The organism is Pseudomonas sp. RGB, from assembly GCF_007713445.1.
In the GTDB taxonomy this organism is placed as follows: domain Bacteria; phylum Pseudomonadota; class Gammaproteobacteria; order Pseudomonadales; family Pseudomonadaceae; genus Aquipseudomonas.
Genome location: NZ_VMSH01000003.1, coordinates 486,662 through 501,605 on the forward strand (window position 1 = coordinate 486,662; position 14,944 = coordinate 501,605).

Annotated in this window: 15 protein-coding genes; 8 read left to right on the forward strand and 7 right to left on the reverse strand. The window is 60.8% G+C overall.

Annotation, left to right across the window (positions count from 1 at the left end):
• The first annotated feature begins 115 nt into the window (after positions 1–115).
• The 6 genes from FPT15_RS09205 (at position 116) to FPT15_RS09235 (ending at position 6,587) form a co-directional block, all read left to right on the forward strand.
• Positions 116–1,030: a branched-chain amino acid ABC transporter permease gene (locus FPT15_RS09205; protein WP_053254074.1), complete on the forward strand. Its 915-nt coding sequence runs from the start codon at positions 116–118 to the stop codon at positions 1,028–1,030.
• 2 nt (positions 1,031–1,032) lie between these two features.
• A complete protein-coding gene (gene livM / locus FPT15_RS09210; RefSeq protein ID WP_145160201.1) occupies positions 1,033–2,310 on the forward strand; it encodes a high-affinity branched-chain amino acid ABC transporter permease LivM in 1,278 nt (425 codons plus the stop codon).
• The gene (locus FPT15_RS09215) at positions 2,307–3,182 is read left to right on the forward strand and encodes an ABC transporter ATP-binding protein (protein WP_145160203.1); all 876 of its coding nucleotides are present in this window, start codon (positions 2,307–2,309) and stop codon (positions 3,180–3,182) included. The genes livM and FPT15_RS09215 overlap by 4 nt, the downstream gene beginning before the upstream one ends.
• Positions 3,179–3,895, forward strand: coding sequence for an ABC transporter ATP-binding protein (locus FPT15_RS09220; protein WP_145160205.1), 717 nt, complete (start codon positions 3,179–3,181; stop codon positions 3,893–3,895). Before FPT15_RS09215 ends, FPT15_RS09220 begins: the two co-directional genes overlap by 4 nt.
• Before the next feature lie 824 nt (positions 3,896–4,719).
• Positions 4,720–5,484: an SDR family oxidoreductase gene (locus FPT15_RS09230; protein WP_064450434.1), complete on the forward strand. Its 765-nt coding sequence runs from the start codon at positions 4,720–4,722 to the stop codon at positions 5,482–5,484.
• A 197-nt stretch (positions 5,485–5,681) separates the two neighbouring features.
• Positions 5,682–6,587: a cation diffusion facilitator family transporter gene (locus FPT15_RS09235; protein WP_145160207.1), complete on the forward strand. Its 906-nt coding sequence runs from the start codon at positions 5,682–5,684 to the stop codon at positions 6,585–6,587.
• A 111-nt stretch (positions 6,588–6,698) separates the two neighbouring features.
• On the opposite strand, the gene FPT15_RS09240 is transcribed toward FPT15_RS09235, so the two are convergent.
• The 5 genes from FPT15_RS09240 to ureE form a co-directional block, all read right to left on the reverse strand.
• Entirely contained in the window at positions 6,699–7,820 is a 1,122-nt protein-coding gene (locus tag FPT15_RS09240) for an AGE family epimerase/isomerase (protein ID WP_145160209.1), read from the reverse strand.
• Between the two features lie 181 nt (positions 7,821–8,001).
• Complete coding sequence (locus FPT15_RS09245) at positions 8,002–8,574, reverse strand: HupE/UreJ family protein (RefSeq protein ID WP_145160211.1); 573 nt, start codon at positions 8,572–8,574, stop codon at positions 8,002–8,004.
• A 25-nt stretch (positions 8,575–8,599) separates the two neighbouring features.
• Positions 8,600–9,214, reverse strand: coding sequence for an urease accessory protein UreG (gene ureG / locus FPT15_RS09250; protein WP_017849719.1), 615 nt, complete (start codon positions 9,212–9,214; stop codon positions 8,600–8,602).
• 26 nt (positions 9,215–9,240) lie between these two features.
• Entirely contained in the window at positions 9,241–9,915 is a 675-nt protein-coding gene (locus FPT15_RS09255; RefSeq protein WP_145160213.1) for an urease accessory protein UreF, read from the reverse strand.
• Entirely contained in the window at positions 9,912–10,412 is a 501-nt protein-coding gene (gene ureE / locus FPT15_RS09260) for an urease accessory protein UreE (protein ID WP_145160215.1), read from the reverse strand. The genes FPT15_RS09255 and ureE overlap by 4 nt, the downstream gene beginning before the upstream one ends.
• Positions 10,413–10,751: 339 nt before the next feature.
• On the opposite strand from ureE, the gene FPT15_RS09265 reads away from it, so the two are divergent.
• Entirely contained in the window at positions 10,752–11,222 is a 471-nt protein-coding gene (locus FPT15_RS09265; RefSeq protein ID WP_145160217.1) for a C40 family peptidase, read from the forward strand.
• Positions 11,223–11,227: 5 nt separating this feature from the next.
• On the opposite strand, the gene FPT15_RS09270 is transcribed toward FPT15_RS09265, so the two are convergent.
• Together FPT15_RS09270 and FPT15_RS09275 are read right to left on the reverse strand one after the other, a co-directional pair.
• Positions 11,228–11,860 (reverse strand): TetR family transcriptional regulator, encoded by a 633-nt coding sequence (locus FPT15_RS09270; RefSeq protein ID WP_145160221.1) that lies wholly within the window; start codon positions 11,858–11,860, stop codon positions 11,228–11,230.
• 151 nt (positions 11,861–12,011) lie between these two features.
• Positions 12,012–12,383, reverse strand: coding sequence for a hypothetical protein (locus FPT15_RS09275; RefSeq protein WP_106577655.1), 372 nt, complete (start codon positions 12,381–12,383; stop codon positions 12,012–12,014).
• A gap of 368 nt (positions 12,384–12,751) precedes the next feature.
• Between FPT15_RS09275 and FPT15_RS09280 the strand changes: the two genes are divergently transcribed.
• Positions 12,752–14,818 (forward strand): AsmA family protein, encoded by a 2,067-nt coding sequence (locus FPT15_RS09280; RefSeq protein ID WP_145160223.1) that lies wholly within the window; start codon positions 12,752–12,754, stop codon positions 14,816–14,818.
• Positions 14,819–14,944 lie beyond the last annotated feature (126 nt).

The following is a 14,944-nucleotide window of genomic DNA, read 5'->3' on the forward strand; positions in this document are numbered from 1 at the left end:
CTCCCACAGTGGGCGCGGTTGCTCGCACCATCGTGTCAGGCGACAAGTCTGTCTTTTCCTCCAGAAGCGCCGCACGCCCACCGGTGTGCAGGTGCTCACCGCGTGAGATTGCGTTATGGATGGTATTTTCCTGCAGCAACTGGTCAATGGCCTGACCCTCGGGTCGGTCTATGGCCTGATCGCCATCGGCTACACAATGGTCTACGGCATCATTGGCATGATCAACTTCGCCCACGGCGAGGTTTATATGATTTCCGCTTACCTCGCGGCGATCAGTCTGGCACTGCTGGCTTACTTCGGCATCGAATCCTTCCCGCTGCTCATTCTCGGCACCCTGATATTCACCGTGGTCGTCACCGGCGTTTACGGTTGGGTCATCGAGCGTGTCGCCTACAAACCGCTGCGCAACTCCACCCGACTGGCACCGCTGATCAGCGCCATCGGTATCTCCCTGATCCTGCAAAACTATGCGCAGATCGCTCAGGGCGCGAAACAACAAGGCATTCCAACCCTGCTGGCCGGCGCCTGGCGCGTCGATATCGGCAGCGGTTTCGTGCAGCTGACCTACACCAAGGTGTTCATCCTGGTAGCCGCGTTTCTGGGCATGGGGCTGCTGACCTACATCATCAAGTACACCAAGCTCGGTCGCATGTGCCGCGCGACCCAGCAAGACCGCAAGATGGCCTCGATCCTGGGCATCAACACCGACCGAGTGATCTCTTATGTGTTCGTGATTGGTGCAGCGATGGCGGCGCTGGCCGGCGTGCTGATTACCCTCAACTACGGCACGTTCGACTTCTACGCCGGCTTCATCATCGGCATCAAGGCGTTTACCGCAGCGGTACTCGGCGGCATCGGCTCCCTGCCTGGGGCCATGCTCGGCGGGATCATCCTGGGTATCTCCGAGTCGCTGTTCTCGGGGTTGATCAACTCTGACTACAAAGACGTGTTCAGTTTCTCCCTGCTGGTGGTGATTCTGATTTTCCGTCCTCAGGGCCTGCTTGGTCGTCCGCTCGTGGCGAAGGTGTAAACATGTCTGCTGCCAAATCGATTGATATCAAAAAAAGTGTGGTCGATACGGTCCTCGCCGGGCTGATTTCGTTGATCGTGTTCGGTCCGATCGTCGGCGTGGTCCTCGACGGCTACAGCTTCAACCTGCAACCGGCGCGCGTGGCCGTCTTGGTTGCCATTGTGATGGCCGGGCGTTTTGCCCTCAGCCTGTTCCTGCAAACCCCCAAGGGCCTGAAGATTCTGCAGGGTTTCGAGAGCAGTGGCTCCGGCGTGCACGTGTTGCCGCCCGACTACAAATCACGCCTGCGCTGGATCATCCCGGCGCTGATCGTGATCGCCATCGTGTTCCCGATCTTCGCCAACAAGTACCTGCTCACGGTGGTCATCCTCGGGTTGATTTATGTGTTGCTCGGCCTGGGCCTGAACATCGTGGTGGGCCTGGCCGGGCTGCTCGACCTGGGTTACGTGGCGTTCTACGCCATCGGTGCCTACGGCCTGGCGCTGGGTTATCAATACCTGGGCCTCGGCTTCTGGACGGTGCTGCCCTTGGCGGCCATCTGTGCGGCGCTGGCGGGGTGCATACTCGGGTTCCCGGTGCTGCGAATGCACGGCGACTACTTGGCCATCGTGACCTTGGGCTTCGGTGAAATCATTCGCCTGGTGCTCAATAACTGGCTGTCGTTCACTGGCGGCCCGAACGGCATGCCGGTGCCTTCGCCGACCTTCCTCGGCCTGGAATTCGGGCGCAAGGCGAAGGACGGTGGAATACCTTTCCATGAGTTCTTCGGCATCGATTACAACCCCAACATCAAGTTCATGTTCATCTACATCGTGCTGTTCCTGGTGGTGCTGGCCGTGCTGTACATCAAGCATCGCCTGACCCGCATGCCGGTCGGCCGCGCCTGGGAAGCCTTGCGCGAAGATGAAATCGCCTGCCGCTCCATGGGCCTGAACCACGTGCTGGTCAAGCTCTCGGCGTTCACCATCGGCGCGTCCACGGCCGGTCTGGCCGGGGTGTTTTTCGCCAGCTACCAGGGTTTCGTCAACCCGTCTTCGTTCACCTTCTTCGAGTCGGCGCTGATCCTGGCCATCGTGGTGTTGGGCGGCATGGGCTCGACGGTCGGCGTGGTGATTGCGGCGTTCGTATTGACCGTCGCGCCCGAGTTGCTGCGCAGCTTCTCGGAGTATCGCGTGCTGCTGTTTGGCGTGTTGATGGTGGTGATGATGATCTGGCGGCCGCGCGGCCTGATTCGCATCAGCCGTACCGGTGTGACCCCACGTAAAGGAGTGGCGCCATGAGCAAGGAAGTCGTCCTGTCCGTGGAACATTTGATGATGCACTTCGGTGGCATCAAGGCCTTGAGCGATGTGAGCCTCAAGGTCGAACGCAACTCGATCTTCGCCCTGATCGGCCCCAACGGCGCCGGTAAGACCACGGTGTTCAACTGCCTGACCGGTTTCTATAAGGCCAGCGGCGGCAAGATCCAACTCAACATCCGCGGCAAGCAGACCAACGTGATCCAGTTGTTGGGCGAGCGCTTCAAGGTCACCGACTTTGTGTCGCCGAAAAGCTTTTTCAGCCGTGTTTACTACAAGATGTTTGGCGGCACTCACCTGGTCAACCGTGCCGGGCTGGCGCGCACCTTCCAGAACATTCGCCTGTTCAAGGAAATGTCGGTGCTGGAGAACCTGCTGGTGGCCCAGCACATGTGGGTCAACCGCAACATGCTCGCCGGCATCCTCAACACCAAGGGCTACCGCAAGGCCGAAAGCGATGCGCTCGACCACGCCTTCTACTGGCTGGAAGTGGTCGACCTGGTGGACTGCGCCAACCGCCTGGCCGGCGAGCTTTCCTACGGCCAGCAGCGCCGCCTGGAAATCGCCCGTGCCATGTGCACCCGGCCGCAGATTATCTGCCTGGACGAACCGGCAGCCGGCCTTAACCCGCAGGAAACCGAAGCGCTCAGCGCGATGATTCGCCTGCTGCGCGACGAACACGACCTCACGGTGGTGCTGATCGAACACGACATGGGCATGGTGATGAGTATTTCCGACCACATTGTGGTGCTCGACCACGGCAACGTGATCGCCGAAGGCGGCCCGGACGCGATCCGCAACGACCCGAAAGTGATTGCCGCCTACCTGGGCGCCGACGAAGAGGAGCTGGTATGAGTGCACCTATCCTCGAAATGAAGGAGCTGGACGTGTTTTACGGCCCGATCCAGGCCCTGAAAAAAGTCTCGCTGCACATCAACGAAGGCGAAACCGTCAGCCTGATCGGCTCCAACGGCGCGGGTAAATCCACGCTGCTGATGTCGATTTTCGGCCAGCCGCGTGCCGAGTCCGGGCAGATCCTCTACAACGGCGTCGACATTACCCATAAGTCGTCCCACTACATCGCCTCCAACGGCATTGCGCAGTCGCCGGAAGGGCGGCGGGTGTTCCCCGACATGACCGTCGAGGAAAACCTGCTGATGGGCACCATCCCGATTGGCGACAAATACGCGCAGGAAGACATGCAGCGCATGTTCGAGTTGTTCCCGCGGCTCAAGGAGCGGCGCACCCAGCGCGCCATGACCATGTCCGGCGGCGAGCAGCAAATGCTCGCCATCGCCCGCGCGCTGATGAGCCGACCCAAGCTGTTGCTGCTCGACGAACCGAGCCTGGGCCTGGCGCCGATTGTGGTGAAGCAGATCTTCGCGACCTTGCGTGAGCTGGCGGCGACCGGGATGACCATCTTCCTGGTGGAGCAGAACGCCAACCATGCGCTGCGCTTGTCGGACCGGGCGTATGTGATGGTCAACGGCGAGATTCGCCTGACCGGCACTGGGAAGGAGTTGCTGGTGAACGAGGAAGTGCGCAATGCCTACCTCGGTGGGCACTGATCTGAAGGCTTGATGCAATCACCCATGTGGGAACCGGCTTTAATGTGGGAGCTGGCTTGCCTGCGATACGAACACCTCGGTCTGTCAGGCAAACCGAGGTGATGCTATCGCGGGCAAGCCAGGCTCCTACATAAAGGCGGTTCCCACATTTGTTTTTGGGGTGTCCACAGGCTTCCCGCCAAATTGTGGAAAACAAATCCAGCCACCTTCCAAAGCGCGACATATAGCCGCCGCAAATCCCTGTTTTGTCACAGTTTTGACTTGTCCCCATCCGCTGTGGAACCGGCTGTGGGTAACGTGGGAGTAGCTGGCTGAACGCCTTTAAAACCGTGGCTTGCAGCGCGGTGGTTGTTTATTGATCAGCGGTTTTTTCGGGACCCGTCGAGCGCTTTGTCAACCTGTTTAAAGACACAGGTATATGACCGATTTATGTCGTCTGGGCCTGTGGATAAGTCTGTGACTAAACTCTGGAAAGACGGCCGCAGAGGCCGGAATGACTGGCCTGGAGCCATCGTTCGAATTTGCATCTGTCAACCGGGCCTACATACGGCCCGTCCAAGGTCAAGCAAAAAACTTTCTAAAACTGCCTGCAGGCCTTGTACACAGCGGCTTTTGGCTTTTTGCACTTGCCCCCAAAGACTGTGGGCGCAGTTGTGGATAACCTGCGCGCATATGGCTGCAGACCACGGTTTATAAGGCCTCGCTCGCGATGGTTAAAAATTGACCAGCTGTACATGAAGGTGTGTGCACAGCGGTTGCCGCAATCGCGGCGTAAGGGCATTCTGCTGGCAACTTTTTTCCCAGATGCCCGCAAGGAGAACACCATGTCCGACACGCTGTTTATTACTGGCGCAACCTCAGGTTTCGGCGAAGCCTGCGCCCGCCGTTTTGCCGACGCCGGTTGGAAACTGGTGCTCACCGGCCGTCGTGCCGACCGTTTGAATGCACTGGTCGAAGAGCTTTCCAAGCAGACCGAAGTGCACGGGCTGGTCGTGGACGTACGTGACCGCAAGGGCATGGAAGACGCCATCGCCAACCTGCCGCCTTCGTTCGCCAAGCTGCGCGGGCTGATCAACAACGCCGGCCTGGCCGTGGGCACTGACCCTGCGCCCAAGTGCAGCCTCGACGATTGGGAAACCATGGTCGACACCAACATCAAAGGCTTGCTGACCACCACCAGCCTGCTGCTGCCGCGCCTGATCGCTCACGGCCGTGGCGCCGGGATCATCAACCTGGGCTCCATCGCCGGCAGCTACCCGTACCCGGGCAGCCACGTGTATGGCGGCTCCAAGGCGTTCGTGAAGCAGTTCTCGCTAAACCTGCGTTGCGACCTGCAAGGCACCGGCGTGCGCGTGACCAACATCGAACCAGGCCTGTGCGAAAGTGAATTCTCGCTGGTACGCTTCGGCGGCGACCAGGCGCGTTACGACGCGACCTACGCCGGTGCTGAGCCGATCCAGCCGCAGGACATCGCCGACACCATCTTCTGGGTGCTGAACACCCCGGCGCACGTGAATATCAACCGCTTGGAGCTGATGCCGGTGAGCCAGACCTGGGCTGGGTTTGCGATTGAGCGTGGGGCCAAGTAAGGCTTAAGACCGAGTCGCTGCCATCGGGGGCAAGCCCCCTCCCACATTTGACCGCATTTCAAAGTTGAAACTCGGTTGAGTGTGGGAGGGGGCTTGCCCCCGATGGCGTCAAATCGGCCAAAACACGACATAAGGTACACTCCACCCCTGAAAACCCCTCCGCACTGTGCGGTTTAAAGGTTTTGACGGGAGGAAATGTGAGTAACCGAGGTGAGCAGGCACTGCTCAAACAATCGACCATCCTGATGTTCGCGGTAGCGATCGCCGGGATTGTCACGGGTGTGATATCTGGCGCCCAATCCATTCTGTTCGACGGCTTTTTCTCGCTGATCGCCACCGCCATCAAGGTGTTGATGCTGATCACGGCCAAGCTGATCGCCAAGAAAAGCAACGAGCGTTTCCAGTTCGGCTATTGGCACCTGGAGCCGATGGTATTGCTGATCGAAGGCAGCTTTTTGCTGCTGATCGCCATCTACGCGTTTCTCAACGGCGTGTTCGGCATTATCAATGGCGGGCGCGAGATCGAGTTGGGGCTGGTGATCGTTTATGCGGCGGTGTTTACCGTCGTCGAATTCGCCTACTTCTTCTACGTGCGCTACCGCAATCGCACGCTGAAATCTTCGCTGATCCAGTTCGACAACATCAGTTGGCTGGTGGACGCGATGCTCTCGGTGGGTTTGCTGATCAGCTTTCTCGCCGCGCTGTTGCTCAAGTCTCAGGGGTATGACGAGTGGGCGGTGTATGTCGACCCGCTGATCTTGATCCTGTTGGCCCTGAGCATGCTGGCGCCGGCGTTCAAGATCCTGCGTCCGGCCTTGCGCGAAGTGCTGGGGATTGCCCCGGATCACTTGGACGACAAGGTGCGCGAAGTGATGGAGGCGGCGCAAGCCAAGCATGGTTTCGACGACTACGAGTCCTACGTGCAAAAGCACGGGCGGGCGCGGTTTATCGAGATTCATGTGGTGCTGCCGGCGGATTACCCGGTGGGCAATGTCGCGACCCTCGACGCGCTGCGCGAAGAGATATCCACAGCGCTGGGCACGCCGGATGCGGCGCGCTGGCTGACGATCAGCTTTACCGGGGATCGCAAGTGGATCGCGTGACGGTCAGCTAGACCGAGGTGAGGCCATCGCAGGCAAGCCAGCTCCCACATGTTGAAGGTGTGAACCCATTCAAGTGTGGGAGCGGGCTTGCCCGCGATGCGCCCCTGAAAGTCAGCCCAAATGCTGGATCAAACCCTGATAGCAGGTCGCCAAGTGATACGGCGTGGTCGACGGCATGTCCCGTCGGCTCACAACACCCTTGGCATCCAGGCATTCATGCCAGCCTTTGTCATGCAAAAAGTGCTGTTGCAGCGCCAGCAATTGGCGTTGCAGCACTGCCTCGCTGGCGGGCCGCAAGGTCAGCGCGCGCAGGTATTCAGCCTGGGCCCAGATCCGTTGAGTGCCATCGCGCACCGTGCCGTCCAGGGCGAGCATGCCGCTGACCGCGCCGCTCGATTTATCCACACCCTTGAGTTCGGCGTAGGCAAACGCCCGCGTCAACGAGGCATGCAGCGCGGTGCCGCGAAGCACGTCTGAGGACTCCAGCAAATAGAACCACTCGAACTGATGGCCGGGCTCAAACCAGTTATCCACAGCGCCCAGCGGTTTCTCCATCATCACGCCGTGCTCGCGGTCGATGAAGCGCTTCTGCATGGCCGTGGCAAGGTCCAGCAGTGCGTCTTGCGTGACGGCGTCTTCACGCACGGCCAGGGTGGCGAGAAAGCCTTCGGCCAAGTGCATCAGCGGGTTTTGCAGGGGGCCGGACTTGAGGGATGACCAGTTGCGTTCCAATACCGCTTCGTACAGGCCGTCGCCTGTGGCGAAACGTTCGGCGACCACGGCCAGCGCCGCATTGAGCACCGATTCCACCAATGGCTCACGCACTTTGGCCCAGTAGTGGGCACAGGCAAAGATGATGAAGGCGTGGGTGTAGAGATCTTTGCGCTTATCCAGCGGCTTGCCGTGCGCGTCGATGCTGTAGAACCAGCCGCCGTGCTCGGCGTCGTGAAAGTGCCTTTGCAGGGAGCGAAACAGCGCCGCCGCGCGCTCTTCGGCAAACGCCGCCCGCGGCTCGCCGATCAGGCTGGCGAACAGGTACAGCTGCCGCGCGCAGGCCATGGCCCGGTAGCGTTGCGGGGGCAAAGGCTGATGATTGGCGTCCAGCGCCTCATAGGGCAACGCCAGCTCGGCATTCCAGCCCGGGCCCTGCCACAGCGGCACGATCAGGTCATGGAAGTGCGTGAGCACGGCATTCAACGAAGGCTGGGAGGCGGAACTTGGAGCGGTGGGCATCGGCTGGCGTCGTCACGGCAGGGGTGTAGGCGCGCATGGTAGCAGGCTTGGGATGGATGGTGGTTTTGAGACCGCTTTCGCGGGCAAGCCCGCTCCCACATTTAACCGCGTCCTGGCGTTGGAATGCGGTCGAATGTGGGAGCGGGCTTGCTCGCGAAGAGGCCTTCAGCAGCGCCGCAAATCAGCCCGCCAGCAACCAGACCCCCGTTGCCGCCGAAGCCGCCCCGGCCACCCGCACCAATGGCGCAGCCGCCGTCGGCAGAAAACGCACCACCGCGTACCCGGCCGCGTGCAACACCGCCGTCGCGCCGACAAAACCGGCGGCATACGCCCAAGGGCTGGACATGTCCGGCAGCTCCAAGCCATGCGCCACGCCATGGAACAGGGCAAACAACGCTGTTGCAGCCACCGCGACGAACAGTGGCGGCCGCACCGCCAGTGCCACGGCCAGGCCCAGCGCCAGCACCGAAGCCGCGATCCCGCTTTCCAGCGCCGGCAGCTCCAGGCCTTCAAAGCCCAGCAGGCCGCCAATCAGCATGGTGCCGACAAAGGCGCAAGGCAGCGCCCAGCGTGCGTTGCCTTTTTGCTGCGCCGCCCATAGGCCGACGGCGACCATGGCCAGTAAGTGATCGATGCCGCCCAGTGGGTGGCTGATGCCGGCGACCAGCCCATTATCGCCATGCCCGGGGTGAGCGAAGGCGAGGGCCGGGGTGAGCAGCAAGGCTGCGGTGGCGAGAAGTTTGTTGAGACCCATGAACAGGCTCCTTTTCAGGGTGGTATCAGGCTGCGGTCAGCAAGCCCTGACGTTCGATAAAGGCGACGATTTCATCCAGGCCGACGCCGGTTTTCTGGTTGCTGAACACAAAGGGCTTACCGTTGCGCATACGCTGAGTGTCACTGTTCATCAATTCCAGCGAGGCGCCGACCAGCGGGGCCAGGTCGATCTTGTTGATCACCAGCAGGTCGGATTTGCAAATACCGGGCCCGCCCTTGCGCGGCAGCTTGTCGCCGGCCGACACATCGATCACGTAGATGGTCAGGTCTGACAGTTCAGGGCTGAAGGTGGCCGACAGGTTGTCGCCGCCGGACTCCACCAGAATCAGGTCCAGGCCGGGAAAGCGGCGGTTGAGCTGGTCCACCGCTTCAAGATTGATCGAGGCGTCTTCACGAATCGCCGTGTGCGGGCAGCCGCCGGTTTCCACGCCGATGATGCGCTCCGGCGCCAGGGCCTGGTTGCGCACCAGAAAGTCGGCGTCTTCGCGGGTGTAGATGTCGTTGGTCACCACGGCCAGGTTGTAGCGATCACGCAGCGCCAGGCACAGCGCGAGGGTCAGGGCCGTCTTGCCGGAGCCCACCGGGCCGCCGATGCCGACGCGCAAAGGTTGTGTGTTCATGTGCTTCTCCACAGAAGTAAAAGGGCTTAGGAACGGAACAGGCGGCTGTACTGGCGCTCGTGGGCCATGCACGCCAGGGACAGGCCGAACGCGGCGCTGCCAAAAGAGTTGAAGTCCAGGCGGCCGGCGTCCTGTTGGGCTTGCTGCAGCAACGGCAGCAGCTCACTGGTCAGGCGCTGGGCGGCCTGCTGGCCCAACGGCAACGTTTTCATCAGCACAGCAAGCTGGTTTTCCAGCCAGCTCCATAGCCAGGCGGCGAGGGCGTCATCCGGGCTGATCTGCCACGCGCGGGCCGCCAACGCCCAGCCCAGGGCCAGGTGCGGTTCGGCGCAGCTTTCTACAAATGCGCGTGCGGCGGCGTCCAGTTCCGGCAAACCATTGAGCAGTTGCTGCAGGGAGTAGCCCATTTGCCGGCTCTCCTGGTACAGCTCGCGGGTTTCGCGGCTGGCGCGGTGTTCTTCGCACAACTGTGTCAGGCGCGGCCAGTCCTGGTCCGCCGCCGCGCGGCAATGGGCGAGCAGCAAGGGCGCTTCGAAGCGCGCCAGGTTGAGCAGCAACTGGTCGCTGATCCACCGTCGGGCACTGGCGGCATCATTGACGCGGCCATTTTCCACGGCCATTTCCAGGCCTTGGGAATAGCTGTAGCCGCCAATCGGCAATTGCGGACTGGCCAGACGCAACAGCGCCCAGGCTGGGTTCATGGACGTACGCCGAACTGGTGCAGTTTGGGCGGGTAGTTGAAGTCTTCGTCGCCATGGCGCGAATGGTGATGGCCGCCGCCGTAGGCACCGTGTTCCGGCTGGAACGGCGCTTCGAGGGTTTCGGTCTGCGCGCCGAGCTGTTCGAGCATGGCCTTGAGCACGTAGTCATCCAGCAGGCGTAGCCAGCCGTCACCGACTTGCAGGGCGACGTGGCGGTTGCCGAGGTGGTAAGCGGCGCGGGTCAATTCAAACGCACTGCTGCAGGTGACGTGCAGCAGTTGTTCAGGGCGCGCGACCACGCGTACGACGCGTCCGTCTTCGGCCTGTAGGCACTCACCATCATGCAACGGCGGCTGACCGCGCTCCAGAAACAGGCCGACGTCTTCGCCGTCGGCACTGAAACAGCGCAGCCGGCTTTTGCTGCGTGCTTCGAAATTCAGCAGCAGCTCAGCGGCCCAGAGAGGTTGAGGTGCGATTCGGCGGTGGATCACCAGCATCAGGAGGCTTCCAGCTATGAGCGATAAGAGTGCTAGAGCAAGGTGCTTGCCAATCACGCACGCGCGTGGGAAATCCTTGTAGGCAAGCAGCGGCGTGCCACCGAATAGGGCGTCAGTCGATTCTGGCAGTGCCTTCAATTGGTGCGTGGCTGGATTTATAGCACCGGATGTGGGCGTTTTGCGTTGAGATCCGCAGCGCGCCGCATGAAATTTCTTTCATCTGATTCGTGCTGGAATTTTCCAGGAATTGACCTACACGAACGCCGGATATGGCGTTCAAGAAGCTCGTCGCTGTTTCATTAGGATATTCGCCGTCCTTAATCCACCGCGGCGTCGATCATGTTCAAAGGCTTTACGTGTCTGGTCATTCTCGGTCTGTGGTGCGCCGCAGACTCGGTTGCGGCCAATGCCCTGCCTGACGCGTCGATCACGCGTGTTATTGACCGCGCCCATGCGTTGCTCGGTACACCCTATAACGGCAGCGGCACCAGCGTCGGCCAGGGGTTCGATTGCAGCGGCTTGCTGGTCTATTTGTTCAAGACCCAAGCCAATGTCCGCCTGCCGCGCACGACAACGCAGATGCACCGATCAAGCGCCGCGACGGTTCAGAGAGCCGCGCTCAAGCCGGGCGATGCGGTGTTTTTCAAGGGCAATGGCAGCGGGCAGGTCAGCCATGTCGGCCTGTATGTGGGCAAAGGCAAATTTATCCATTCGCCCAGCACCGGCAAACGCGTGCGCATCGATTCATTGAGCAGCCGCTATTGGAAAAAGCACTACACCACCGCCAAACGCTTTCACGCGGCGGGCTGATCGGCTTACTCGGTGCTGCCCAGGCCTTGCCAATGCTTGAGGCCGATGAAGATAAAGCGCAATTGCTGGGTGATTTTCGCCTGGGGCGTGAGGTGGGCGGGCAGGGCATGGGCCGGCGGGTCGATGATGTCGGGCAGGGTGGCGAATACACTTTTGACGATCAGGTCGGCCATCACGTGCAGGCCTTCGGCGTCCAGGTGCTGGAGCTTGGGCATCAGCGTGAGGTCAGCCGCCAGGTCACTGGTGATGTCTTCGCGCAAGGCGGCGATGGCTTGGCGCACGGCCAGGCAGCCCCCGTATTGCTCGCGGGCCAGGAACAGGAATTGCGATCGGTTGGCCGACACCACATCCAGAAAAATCCGCACGGACGCATCAATGATGCCGCCCATCACGAACTCGTTGTGGCGTACCAGGCGAATCGTGGCGCGGAAGGTTTGGCCGACTTCACTTACCAGCACCAGGCCCAGCTGATCCATGTCGTCAAAATGGCGATAGAAGCCGGTTGGCACAATGCCGGCGGTCTTGGCCACTTCGCGCAGGCTCAGGCTGCCGAACCCGCGGCCACACTCCATCAGATGGCGGGCTGCGTCCATCAAGGCGAGGCGGGTCTGTTGCTTCTGTTCAGCGCGGGGCAGCATCGGCGGGCGGACTTTGTCGGCAAGTACAGCGACGCACTCTAGCAAAACAGCTTCGTCGGCGTCGAACTTGGCGGGAGTGAAGCGTGAGGCAGTCTATAAAAAAGCAAAAGCCCGATCGGCTGATCGGGCTTTTTTCTCGGCCACCACGGGCTTAGCTCTGTGCTTGATGCAGTTCTTGCAGACGATCAGCACCGCCTTCGGCAACGCCATCGGTGTAGGCGCGTTTGTTGGCTTGTTCAGCACCGCCTTCTACCAGACCTTTCTGTTCCAGGCGATCACGGCCACCTTCAGCAACGCCTTCGGTGTAAGCACGTTTGTTGGCGTGTTCCGAACCATTTTCTGCAACGGCGCCTTTGGCGTAGTCACGGTTTTCGTCTTCTTGCGAACCGCTGCGAGCCAGGGTTTGGCTGGATTGAACGGCTTGAGCTTTGTTCTGTGGGGTGGCTTGTTCAGTGGCGGGCAGGGCAAAGGCGCTGGAAGCCAGGACAGACAGCAGAACGGTAGCGAGTATTTGACGTTTCATGAGGGTTGCTCCTTGGGAGGGCGATAAAGTGGGTACAGGGCTAATGCTACTCTCGATAAGTCGATATAAAAGTTCATAAACACAATGGTAATAATCAACAGAATTGATTGTTCCCATCAGAGGCTCTAGAACGCGCCTCTCAAGCCCGCGGTTTTGCACCGTGGTGGGTATTTTCGACCCGTTCATGGGTAACACCGGTGCATTGTTGATGGTTTGGTCGATTCGAGCTGTAGGAGGAGTCGCTTTTTTTGCTAGGAATTCGTACTTGGGCTAAACCCCCACGCCATTTGTCAGTCGTAGCCTTATAAGCTGTAGTCAAAAGGTGCGTGGCAACGCGCACCCTCAGTCGTAACCAGGAGTCCTGTGCAATGACGCGCACTCGTAAAATCGTCGCTTGGAGCTGCGCCAGCTTCGTTCTGTTAATCGCCGTGGTGGTCTTGGTGCTGGTGTTCTTTGACTGGAACCGCCTAAAACCGCCGATCAATGCCAAGGTCTCCGAAGAGCTGCATCGCCCCTTTGCCATCAATGGCAACCTGGCGGTGGTGTGGGCGCGTGAGCCCGATGAAGGCGGCTGGCGTGCCTGGGTGCCATGGCCGCACGTGATCGCTGAAGACCTGACGCTGGGCAACCCGGACTGGTCGGAAAAGCCGCAGATGGTCACGCTCAAACGCGTGGAACTGCGCATTTCACCGCTGGCGCTGCTGGCGCAGCGTGTGGTGATTCCACGTATCGACCTCACCGAACCGAGTGCAGACCTGCAGCGCCTGGCCGACGGTCGCGCCAACTGGACCTTCAAGTTCGATCCCAAAGACCCCAACGCCGAGCCGTCCAGCTGGGTGGTGGACATCGGTGCCATCGGCTTCGACAAGGGCCACGTGACCCTGGACGACCAGACGCTCAAGAGTCAGTTGGACGTCATCATTGACCCACTGGGTAAACCGATTCCCTTCGGCGAAATCGTCGGCGACGCCGATGCCAAGAAGGCCCTGGAAAAAGGTTCGGCGCCACAGGACTACGCGTTCGGCCTCAAGGTCAAAGGCCAGTACCACGGCCAGAAACTCGAGGGCACTGGCAAGATCGGCGGCCTGCTCGCCTTGCAGGACGCGGCCAAGCCGTTCCCGCTGCAAGCCCAGGTGAAAATCGCCGACACCAGCATCGCGCTGGCCGGCACCCTGACCGACCCGCTGAACCTTGGCGCCCTGGACCTGCGCCTGAAACTCGCCGGCAGCAGCCTGGGCAACCTGTACCCACTGACCGGCGTGACGCTGCCAGACTCGCCGGCTTATTCCACTGACGGCCACCTGATTGCCAAACTGCATGAAGCCAGCGGCGCGTCATTCCGCTACGAGAACTTCAACGGCAAGATCGGCGACAGCGACATCCATGGCAACCTGGCCTACGTCGCCAGCCAGCCACGGCCCAAGCTCAGTGGCGCGTTGGTTTCCAACCAGCTGCTGATGGCGGACCTTGCGCCCTTGATCGGCGCCGACTCCAACGCCAAGCAAAAAGCCCGCGGTGGTGAAAGCAAGCAACCGGCCACCAAAGTGCTGCCGGTGGAAGAGTTCCGCACCGAGCGCTGGCGCGAGATGGACGCTGACGTGGAGTTCACCGGCAAGCGCATCGTGCACAGCGCCGAATTGCCGTTCACCGATCTCTACACCCACTTGGTGCTCAATGACGGCGAACTCAGCCTGGAACCCCTGCGTTTCGGCGTCGCCGGCGGCAAGCTGGATGCGCAGATTCGCTTGAACGGCCGCACCGTACCGATGGAAGGTCGCGCCAAACTCACCGCGCGTAACTTCAAGCTCAAGCAGTTGTTCCCAACCTTCGAGCCGATGAAAACCAGCTTCGGTGAACTCAACGGCGACGCGGACATTTCCGGGCGCGGCAATTCCGTGGCGGCGCTGCTGGGCACGTCCAACGGCGACCTGAAAATGCTCATTAACGATGGCGCGATCAGCCGTGGGCTGATGGAAATTGCCGGGCTTAACGTGGGCAACTACGTGGTGGGCCGCCTGTTTGGCGACAAGGAAGTGAAGATCAACTGTGCGGCGGCAGACTTCGGCATCAAGACCGGCCTGGCCACGACTCGCTTGTTTGTGTTCGATACCGAAAACGCGATCATCTACATCGACGGCACTGCGAACATGGCGACCGAACAGCTGGATCTCACTATCACGCCGGAGTCGAAGGGCTTTCGCCTGTTCTCCCTGCGTTCACCGCTGTACGTCAACGGGCCGTTCATCAAGCCCAATGCGGGCGTGAAAGCCATTCCTCTGGCCCTGCGCGGCGCCGGCATGGTCGCACTGGGCGTCATCGCCGGCCCAGCCGCCGGGTTGCTGGCATTGGTAGCACCGAGCGGCGATGAGCCGAACCAGTGCGCACCGTTGCTGCAGCAGATGAAGGAAGGCAAAGCACCGAAAACTGTGAAGTAGCTGAGGAAACCCAAATGTGGGAGCGGGGTTGCCGGCGATGGCGGTGGTTGAGTCGATATCTTTGTTGACTGGTCCACCGCTTTCGCGGGCAAGCCCGCTCCCACAGGGGGGCGGCGGTGTGGCGGG

Bases quoted from the DNA above. Each gene is read 5' to 3' on its own strand.
- FPT15_RS09215 (WP_145160203.1), top strand. From the start codon at position 2,307: ATGAGCAAGGAAGTCGTCCTGTCCGTGGAACATTTGATGATGCACTTC.
- FPT15_RS09265 (WP_145160217.1), top strand. From the start codon at position 10,752: ATGTTCAAAGGCTTTACGTGTCTGGTCATTCTCGGTCTGTGGTGCGCC.
- FPT15_RS09230 (WP_064450434.1), top strand. From the start codon at position 4,720: ATGTCCGACACGCTGTTTATTACTGGCGCAACCTCAGGTTTCGGCGAA.
- FPT15_RS09255 (WP_145160213.1), bottom strand. From the start codon at position 9,915: ATGAACCCAGCCTGGGCGCTGTTGCGTCTGGCCAGTCCGCAATTGCCG.
- FPT15_RS09275 (WP_106577655.1), bottom strand. From the start codon at position 12,383: ATGAAACGTCAAATACTCGCTACCGTTCTGCTGTCTGTCCTGGCTTCC.
- FPT15_RS09220 (WP_145160205.1), top strand. From the start codon at position 3,179: ATGAGTGCACCTATCCTCGAAATGAAGGAGCTGGACGTGTTTTACGGC.
- FPT15_RS09270 (WP_145160221.1), bottom strand. From the start codon at position 11,860: ATGCTGCCCCGCGCTGAACAGAAGCAACAGACCCGCCTCGCCTTGATG.
- ureE (WP_145160215.1), bottom strand. From the start codon at position 10,412: ATGCTGGTGATCCACCGCCGAATCGCACCTCAACCTCTCTGGGCCGCT.
- FPT15_RS09280 (WP_145160223.1), top strand. From the start codon at position 12,752: ATGACGCGCACTCGTAAAATCGTCGCTTGGAGCTGCGCCAGCTTCGTT.
- FPT15_RS09245 (WP_145160211.1), bottom strand. From the start codon at position 8,574: ATGGGTCTCAACAAACTTCTCGCCACCGCAGCCTTGCTGCTCACCCCG.
- ureG (WP_017849719.1), bottom strand. From the start codon at position 9,214: ATGAACACACAACCTTTGCGCGTCGGCATCGGCGGCCCGGTGGGCTCC.
- FPT15_RS09205 (WP_053254074.1), top strand. From the start codon at position 116: ATGGATGGTATTTTCCTGCAGCAACTGGTCAATGGCCTGACCCTCGGG.
- livM (WP_145160201.1), top strand. From the start codon at position 1,033: ATGTCTGCTGCCAAATCGATTGATATCAAAAAAAGTGTGGTCGATACG.
- FPT15_RS09240 (WP_145160209.1), bottom strand. From the start codon at position 7,820: ATGCCCACCGCTCCAAGTTCCGCCTCCCAGCCTTCGTTGAATGCCGTG.